Below are 8,769 nucleotides of genomic sequence, written 5' to 3'. Positions count from 1 at the left end.
CCCCCGGCAGGCTGCCGCCACCGCCAATGCCACGCCCATCCGACCACTGGCCGGGTTGCCGATAAAACGCACCGCGTCGATGGGCTCCCGTGTCCCCCCCGCCGTCACCAACACCCGCTTGCCCTGCCAATCTTTTTTCCCCCCTGTCCAGAGCAAAGCCCGCACATACTCCTGCAGCGCCTCCGGCTCCAACATGCGCCCTTCCCCCACCGCATCACAGGCCAGGCGGCCACTGGCCGTCGGCAAGGCCCAAAAACGGGGATCCTGCTGCAGCCGCTGCCAATTCTCGGCTACCTTCTCCGCCTTCCACATCTGCGTATTCATAGCCGGTGCCACCGCCACCGGACACCGGGAAGCCAGGATCACATTGGTGAGCAAATTATCCGCCAGCCCATGAGCCAACTTGCCCAAGGTGTTGGCCGACAAGGGTGCAATGAGGAGAGCCTCCGCCCATTCCCCCAACTCGATGTGCAGCGGTCGTCCTCGTGTTGCTTGCCAAAAGGCGGCATCCGTAAAAGCCGGCTGGCGGGACAAGGTGGCAAAAGTCAAAGGAGAAATAAAATGTTCCGCAGCTTTTGTCAAAACCACCTTGATCTCTGCTCCCTGCTGCGCCAGAGCAGACACCAAAGCTGCCGTTTTGTAAGCAGCAATCCCCCCGCTCACCCCAATGAGGAGACGCCGCCCCGACCAAAAGGGATCCATATCGAGTGACACGCAAACAGCCTTGTTTCCAGTTTCCCTGCTTTTGCTCAATTCCGGCGGCAAAGCGGGGATCCCTCGCCCAAAGATACTTTGACTTGGACGGATGACCCTGTCGAGAATAGGGCCTGAGAGCCTATCATTCCCCATTTCAGCCAAAGTCTCCCCCATAGGTTCTGGCCTTCAGAGGGAATTCCCCACTGCTGTTTTGCGCAACCAGCCCTCAGATCCCATTGCAGTCGCGCACTCATTCCCTCTAATTAAGAAGAGTTGGATCAAACTCTATTGCAATCGCTGTTTGTTTCTGGCTACACTAACAGTTGTCCCTAAAACCATCTCGATATGGCTACAACCAGTAAACCAAAACCACTCACTGGCCAAGAGCTCCTCGACAAGGTAACTTCAATGGGAAATGCGGATCGCAAGGAAAAAGCTCGCGCCTGTGGTTATGTCACCTACACCAAGAATGGTCAGGAGCGAGTGAATCTGATGCAGTTTAACAACGCCCTGTTGAAGGCCGTTGGCGTGGATCTCGGCGCTAGTGACGAAAATGGATCCCGTGGCCGCGCTCCTACCTTCCGGGTTTCGGTTCATAAGAATGGCAACCTCCTGATTGGAGCTGCCTACACCAAGAAGATGGGCCTCAAGCCCGGAGATGAGTTCGAGATCAAGCTGGGCCACCACAACATCAAGCTGGAGCGGGTCAACTGATTTGCTGTCTCCCTGGATGCTTTTCCCTGCTGGTGAGTTCATCTCAGCTTGGGTAAAGCCTTTGGTATTCCTTTCGGCCTCTAGGGGCTTGGGAGCAGCGACCTCTTCCCTTCGCTCCGGTGTTTATTGTTTCTCTACTTTTCAAACAAGGGATCCTCATGATCCGCTGGGGATCCCTGGCAGTTTGTACCTCATCAATGGCTGAAGTGTGGGCAAGTTCGCTATTCTGACAACAGTTGAATTGAGTCTGCAACAATGAACACTCCGACCGTACAAAATGTCTTTCGCCATTGGCGGCGGTGGCGAACTTGGGCGGGGCTGTTGTTGTTGGCAGCAGCGTTCTTTGTCATCGAGTCTCATCGGCAAGTTTGGCCTCAGTCGAATGCTTCTCAAAGTCAGGCATTTTTGGAGTGGGTGTCTTCCCAGCCTACTCCCGAACAGCAGGATGTTTTTGTGGATGGAGTCATTCGGCTGCAATTCAATCGGCCACTGGATCCCAATCTACAACGTCTGGCGGTTCAGTTGGATCCGCCGGCAGCGGTTATTTTTGATGTGCAGGGAGACGAGTTGTTGCTTAAGCCTCGGGATCCCTTGCGCTTTAGCACCCGTTACACCCTCACGCTTTCTCCCCAAGAGGGGCTGCCCCTCGAGCAGGCCATTCAGCTGAGTTTTCGCACCGAACCGCAATTTACCTACGAACGGGATGTCAAACCGCTGCTAGAAGCCAGTTGTGTGGGTTGCCATCAGCCGGCAGGACGGCAGCGCACCCAGTTGCTGGACAGTTATGAGGCCACGATGGCCTATGTCAGGCCAGGGGATCCCAATAGCGAGTTGATCAATCCCCGGTGGACGAGCCGCCACGCCTACATCCTCAACGCCATTAACCGCTCCGAAAGACTTAAACAACATTGGACAAAAGTGGACTTTCGACCAGCGTTGATGCTTTCTTCCTGCTTCTACGACCCTTGCCTAGCTGGGCTTGCAACCCAACCCCGGCAGCGGGATCTCCACAGGCGTGACTTCCCCCCAAGCTGGGGGTAGTTGAGGGTAGATACACCTCAAAATACCACCCCACCAAGTTAATCGCTGCGTTGAGATCCCGGTCTTTCTCTAAACCGCAACTCTCACAACGAAACACCCGCTGGTGCAGCGGCATCTGCTGTTTATGCTGGCAACAAGAACACAGCTGGCTGGACGGATAAAACCTATCCGCCACTACCACCTGACAGCTGTAGAGCCTAGCTTTATACTCTAGCTGTCGCCTGAACTCATAGAAACTACACTCGGCTAGACTACTAGCTAACTTGTGGTTCTTGAGCATCCCCGAGACGTTCAGGTCCTCTATAATTACCACCCGATACCTCTTAGCTAGATAGGTAGTAAGCTTGTGTAGGTTGTCCCGACGAATATCAACTACTCTCTTGTGGAGTCTTGCCACCTTCTTAACTGCCTTCCGCCGGTTTTGCGACCCCTTAACTTTCCTGGACAACCGCCTTTGCAACCTCCTCAGCCGCTTCCTAGCCTTACAATAGGGCTTGGGGTTGCCAAAAGTCCCCCCGTCAGAACACGTGGCTAGATTGTTAACTCCTAGGTCAACCCCAACAACGTCCCCTTCCTTCTCCAGCCCCCCTGGCTCAGGCGCCTCATACTTGAAGGAAATAAACCAACGGTGGGCCCGCCGGCTGATAACAACATTCTTGGGCACAACCACAGGCAAGACCTCGTAACAAGCTAACCAGCCGAAAATCGGAACCTTGATTTTGTTGCCGGAAATTCTAATCCCACCTTCTAGGTAAAAGCTGTCCAGCTTCCCCTTCTTCTTGAATACTGGAAATCTAGACTTCCCAGCACGCCACCTCTTAATTGCTCTCTCCAGATTCCTAAGAGCTTCCTGCGGGGCACATTTAGAAACCTGATAGTACCAAGGATTAGCCCTCTTCACCTCGGCTACAAGTTTCTTGTGCAGATCAACTGCCGTGGGAATCTTCCGCTTCTCTGCCACAGCTTGCTTACAAAGCTCCAGTCCCCAGTTGTAAGCGTGCCGAGCAACCCCAGCGTGCTGCGCCGCCAGTGTCCTTTGCTTGTTATTCAGTCTTAACTCCGTCTTGAATCCTAATAACAAAGTACGACCTCTAGTTCAGCACTAAACCTATTGCTGTTCCCTTTGGAGCTACAAATTGGGGCATACTGAATATATATAATGTACACTGCATTCAGTCGAGACTAGAGTTCAGCTCAACCGCCCCCAAGCTCGCGGCGGATCCCCTGAGATTGCTTACATTCAGGCCCGCGGGCTGCCCCTGTCCCGTCTGGGCTTTTGGACGCCGGAGGAAGTGGAGATCGTCCGCACCTGGATTGTGCAGGATGGCGCCCCCCGCACCAGCGCCCGCTTACAGATGGGCAACTGAATAAGGCATCTGGAACCCAAGCCTCACCGCCATGACCCCTCCTCAACCTTTGGCTACCGTGATTCAGGGATCCCTGAGTCGAGGGCTGGAAGCTCGCCTCAATCCCGGTGTCTCGGTAGAAGACTTGCGGGTGGGCAAATTCGTGGTGATCCAGGGGCAGCGCAACCGCTTCTTTGGCCTGCTTACTGACGTTACCCTAGAAACCAGCAACCCCCAAATTCTGGTCAATCCCCCCCGCCCGGAAGAGACCTTGCTGCAGGAGGTGCTGGCAGGTACCGGCACCTATGGCATTATTGCCCTCACCCCGATGTTGATGTTGGTGCCGCGGCAAACGGAAGGGGAAAGGCTGTATCCCCTGGTCAATCCCGAACGGCCAGAAGCGTTGGCAGCTCCCCTCGGCCAAGAACCCCCTTCCGCTGGCGCCATGGAGCTGCTGCCCGTGAAAACAGTGCCCGCCCATTTTTCGCAAGTGTATGAGGCACGGGAACTGGACTTTCGCACCGTCTTCGGCTGGGAAGACGACCCAGAGCGGCGCAACTTTGCCATCGGCCAGCCCCTCGACATGGCTGTGCCCATCTGTTTGGACTTGGATCGCTGGGTGGAGCGCAGCAACGGCATTTTCGGCAAATCGGGCACCGGCAAGTCCTTTCTAGCCCGCCTGATCCTGGCCGGCATCATCCGCAAGCGGGCAGCGGTGAACCTGATCTTTGACATGCACTCCGAGTACGGCTGGGAGGCAGCCAGCGAAGACAAGCACGCCACTACTGTGAAAGGCTTGCGGCAGCTCTTTCCCGGTCAGGTGCAAATCTACACCCTGGATCCCGATTCCACCCGGCGGCGAGGGGTGCGGGATGCGCAGGAGCTGTTTATTGCCTACAACCAGATCGAGGTGGAGGATCTGGCCCTGTTGGCAGAGGAGCTGAACCTATCGGAAGCCAGCCTGGAAAACGCCATTATCCTGCGCAACGAGTTTGGCCGCGACTGGATCAGCCGCCTCTTGAGCCTTTCCAACACCGAGATTCAAGAGTTTTGCGAACAGAAAATGGGCAACAAAGCCTCGATGATGGCCCTGCAGCGCAAGCTCACCCGCCTTGACAACCTCAAGTACATCCGCAACACCCTGCCCCACAACTACATCGGCCAGATTTTGGATGCCCTCAGCCGCGGCATTCACGTGGTTATCGAGTTTGGATCCCAGTCCAACCTGCTCTCCTACATGTTGGCGGCCAACGTCATCACCCGCCGCATTCACCAGGCCTACGTGCACCAGACGGAGCGGTACTTGCAATCCAAAAATCCCCTCGACCGGCCCCGTCAACTGTGCATCACCATCGAGGAGGCCCACCGCTTTCTAAATCCGCGGGCGGCCAAGCAGACCATCTTCGGCACCATTGCCCGCGAGATGCGCAAGTACTTTGTCACGCTGCTGGTGGTGGATCAGCGCCCTTCCCGCATCGACAGCGAGGTGATGTCGCAGTTGGGCACTCGCATCACGGCGCTGCTCAACGACGACCAAGATATCGAGGCGGTGTTCACAGGGGTGGCGGGCAGCCAGAACTTGAAAACGGTGCTGGCCAAGTTGGACTCCAAACAGCAAGCCCTAATTCTGGGCCATGCCGTGCCCATGCCGGTGGTGGTGCAAACCCGCCCCTACGACCAGCGGTTCTACGCCGAAATTGCCGATCCTGACTGGTCTCAGGCTGAGGATGCGGAGGTGCTCCTGGCCGCCCAACAGGCTAAGTCCGAGCTGGGGCTGTGAGCACAAGCTGCCCGCACCGCTCGGAACATGCCAAAGCGACACAGCCCTGTGCCGAAAGCCAGCCGCATCAGCAAAAAGGTGGGTACCTCCCGCAAGGACTTCACCAAGCCGACCAAGCCAAACCTGAGAAAGCCCTCAGGGCGGACAACACCCTGCCAGATGGAATCCAGCCAAGAGGGAAGGGTCTCCTGAGTCCAATCGGCGGTTTCCACTCGTCCTGCCACCAGCCCGGTAGCCTCCAACTGCTCGGCAAAGCCTTCGATGCTGGAGAAAGAAGGGTGCGACCATTGATCCAACAGTTGCCGCATCACCAGCCGTTCCCACAGGTTGAGGGGCTTTTGCCGGTCGTCCCGCTGGTTCCAGTCGGCCACCACCAGGATCCCCCCTGGCTTCAACACCCGCAGCATCTCTTGGGCATAGCGGGCCTTGTCCGGCATGTGGGGCCCTGCCTCAATGGACCACACCACATCGAAGCTGGCATCGGGGAAGGGCAGGTCGAGGGCATCTGCCACCTGAAACTGGACAGGCAGATCAGGGGGGGTGAGCTCCTGGGCCCGCTTCACCTGCTGAGGACTGATGGTGATACCGGTTACAACAAAGCCGTAGTCGCGGGCCAAGATGCGGCAGCTCCCACCAATGCCGCAGCCCACATCCAACACGGTCGTCCCTGCAGGCAGCCGATCCAACCCGCCCCAGCGCACCATCTCGTGGACAAAGTCGTGCTTGGCCTGCAGAAAATTTTTTCGTTGGGGAGGAGAGCCGTAGTGGCCTAGGTGAATGTGTTCGCCCCAGTAAAACTCTAGGATCCCATCCCGAGTCCACTCGTCGTAAGACTTGGCCACAGAGGCGGGAGACTCGTATTTGCGAGCAGTCAACAGATAGGCTGCCAAGCCCACGGCCAGCAGCACAGCTATGCCCAAAGCCCAAAAGATTGGATTCATCGGATCAACCATGAAGTTTCTATGAAGTCCCTCTGCGTGGTGGCAATCATTGTCGGTTGGATAGCGCAGCCCCAGGCGGAGTGCTTTCCGGTATGGAGCCAGCCAAGCAAAGGCGCAATCCCATCTTGACCCATCTGCTGGCTCAAGGAAGAAGTCTGGGATCCCGGCAAAGGGCAGCTGGGCGAGATTTTCCAGCACCCATTGGGATTGCTGCGATCGCCTGCTGGGCCGGGGCGGCAACCTCAGTAGCAGCGGCTGCTCCCTACCAAAGGTTGGCGGCGTAGCGAGCAGCTCCCCTCAGCCCCACCTGCGCATTCACCACCACCTGCACCGACAGTTGCTCCAGAAGAGGACGCATCCGCCCCTTATCCAAAAACGAGGACAAAAACTCCCCTTGATGCAGTAGGCGCAAGAGCTTGGGCGCGATCCCCCCAGCGATGAACAGGCCCCCGCGCGGCAATAGGTGTAGGGCAAAGTTCCCGACTGCAGCCCCGTACAGGCTGATGAAAAGCCGCAGACACTCCACCGCCAGAGGATCCCGTGCTTCCATGGCAGCATTGGCAATTTGGGCTGCCGGGTCAATATGCTTAGCTCCCTTTTCCCAAGCCTCAATTTGGGCCAGCAGCTGTTCTTCTCCTGAGCCCCACTGGCTATCCCGCAAAAATTGATAAATGGCAACGATCCCCTGCCCCGAGACCACCCGCTCGGTGGAGACACGTCCGTGCCGTTTTTGCAAATACCTCAAGAGCTCCCACTCCAGAGGGGTGCGCGGGGAAAAGTCCACGTGACCGCCCTCGCTGGCATGAACTTGGTAACCCCCTTCTCCCCAGGTAAGGTAAGCCTGCCCCAAACCCGTGCCTGCTCCCATCACGCCAATCGGAGCCCGCGGTTGACGCTCACCCACTTGCAAGGTGTCCAGATCCTGGTCGCCGAGGGCAAGCACGCCATACCCCACAGCGCTGAAGTCGTTGATCAAGGCTACGCGCGGGATCCCCAGCTCTGCGGCCAATTGGCTCGACTGCAGATCCCAGGGCAAGTTGGTCACTTTGGCAGTCTGTCCCTCAGACCCTGAGCCCCTTGTTTCCATGACGGGGCCGGCCACTGCAAAACAGGCGGCAGCAGGCTGTGGATCTCGCCCCAGCTCCCGCCGAGCCTGGGCCAGAAACTCTCCCACCATTGGGGCGAGGTTGGCGTAATCTTGGCTGGCATAGCGGCAGTGGTAAAGGCTGTGCTCGGGATCCTCGGCATTGACAAGGCTGAGGCTGGTTTTGGTGCCCCCGATGTCTCCTGCCAACAACAAGTCCATACAGTTTCCTCCGGCCAGCACCTCCTTCCCACCCTGACATCTCTGGAGAGAGAATGCCAGGCCCCCAAGGCTTCCCCGCTCCTGCTGGGGAGAAGAGGGAAGGGCAAAGAAGGTGCTATGTTAACTGATGTAAAGGTTTTTAATATTGCATTTTGTCTTCTACACCTTTTTTACCCCCTCTCCAAGATGAGCCTCTGCTGTCCTCTGAGCGTTTGGCCGGGCTGGATCCCCGCCCTCTCTCGGCTCAAAGGCGTTTTCGATCCCACCATGCCATTGGGGGAGTGGCAGCTCTGCTCGTGAGTCTGCCCGTTTTTGTGCAAGCGCCCCTGGTGCGGTATGCCCCTTGGGTCAGCTTGGTGATGTCTTTGGGCTGGCTGGGCCTTAGCTTGCATCTCTACTCCCAGCCCCGTACCCGCCTGTGGGGAGATTTGCTGTACGGCTTTACCCTGACTTGGCTGGCAGGATCCCTGTATTGGGGATGGCTGCGCTTTGAGCCTCTTTGGCACATGCCCATGGAAGCCTTGGGGATCCCGATTGTCTGGTGGGGGACACGGCGACGGTTTGCCCGCATCGGTACCTGGTTTTATCTCGGCTCCCTGTGGGGTACGGCGGTTACAGATCTCTACATTCACTCGGTGGGGCTGCTGCCTGAGTGGCGGCAGGCGATGCAGTTTGACCGGTTGGAGCAGGCGGTTGTCCCTTTTAGGGCGGCCCTCGACAAAATGGCTACCCCCTGGGGCCTGGGTTGGGGCATCGGCTTGGGCCTTCTGTTGCTGGGTGTTGGATTGTGGAGAGTCCAGGGATCCCGCCGCTTGCACCATTGGGCATTTGCGGGAGCAGTGCTGAATACCCTGTTGGTGGATGGGCTATTTGGCTGGGGGGCAGCTCTGCTGCGGTGAGCTGGGACATCCCCATAACTGATACATTTACGCTGAACACTGCTGA

At 57.4% G+C, this 8,769-nt stretch carries 7 protein-coding genes and 1 pseudogene; 4 read left to right on the top strand and 4 right to left on the bottom strand.

What is annotated here, in order from left to right:
- Positions 1–714, bottom strand: a 714-nt coding sequence (gene coaBC / locus NW815_RS00115; protein WP_414415603.1) for a bifunctional phosphopantothenoylcysteine decarboxylase/phosphopantothenate--cysteine ligase CoaBC, incomplete at its 3' end; no start/stop codon positions are given.
- Positions 715–1,041: 327 nt separating this feature from the next.
- Here coaBC and NW815_RS00110 point away from each other — a divergent pair.
- Complete coding sequence (locus tag NW815_RS00110) at positions 1,042–1,410, top strand: AbrB family transcriptional regulator (protein WP_011432615.1); 369 nt, start codon at positions 1,042–1,044, stop codon at positions 1,408–1,410.
- Between the two features lie 255 nt (positions 1,411–1,665).
- Positions 1,666–2,451 carry an Ig-like domain-containing protein gene (locus NW815_RS00105; RefSeq protein WP_414390242.1) on the top strand — a complete coding sequence of 262 codons (786 nt, stop codon included), beginning with the start codon at positions 1,666–1,668 and terminating at the stop codon, positions 2,449–2,451.
- A 91-nt stretch (positions 2,452–2,542) separates the two neighbouring features.
- Here NW815_RS00105 and NW815_RS00100 read toward each other — a convergent pair.
- Positions 2,543–3,532 (bottom strand): annotated as a pseudogene (locus tag NW815_RS00100) (RNA-guided endonuclease InsQ/TnpB family protein); the annotation flags it as partial.
- A gap of 317 nt (positions 3,533–3,849) precedes the next feature.
- On the opposite strand from NW815_RS00100, the gene NW815_RS00095 reads away from it, so the two are divergent.
- Entirely contained in the window at positions 3,850–5,577 is a 1,728-nt protein-coding gene (locus NW815_RS00095; protein WP_414415602.1) for a helicase HerA domain-containing protein, read from the top strand.
- Here the strand turns inward: NW815_RS00095 and NW815_RS00090 are convergent.
- Positions 5,514–6,518, bottom strand: a complete 1,005-nt coding sequence (locus tag NW815_RS00090) for a methyltransferase domain-containing protein (RefSeq protein WP_414391053.1) — start codon at positions 6,516–6,518, stop codon at positions 5,514–5,516. The genes NW815_RS00095 and NW815_RS00090 overlap by 64 nt on opposite strands.
- A 262-nt stretch (positions 6,519–6,780) precedes the next feature.
- The gene (locus tag NW815_RS00085) at positions 6,781–7,824 is read right to left on the bottom strand and encodes a glucokinase (protein WP_414344654.1); all 1,044 of its coding nucleotides are present in this window, start codon (positions 7,822–7,824) and stop codon (positions 6,781–6,783) included.
- Positions 7,825–7,976: 152 nt separating this feature from the next.
- On the opposite strand from NW815_RS00085, the gene NW815_RS00080 reads away from it, so the two are divergent.
- Positions 7,977–8,723, top strand: coding sequence for a DUF3120 domain-containing protein (locus NW815_RS00080; protein ID WP_414329009.1), 747 nt, complete (start codon positions 7,977–7,979; stop codon positions 8,721–8,723).
- Positions 8,724–8,769 lie beyond the last annotated feature (46 nt).

The organism is Synechococcus sp. R6-7 (genome assembly GCF_047461695.1).
Classification (GTDB): domain Bacteria; phylum Cyanobacteriota; class Cyanobacteriia; order Thermostichales; family Thermostichaceae; genus Thermostichus.
The sequence above is the reverse complement of the archived record's forward strand: the minus strand, read 5'-3'. Positions and strand labels throughout refer to the sequence as shown.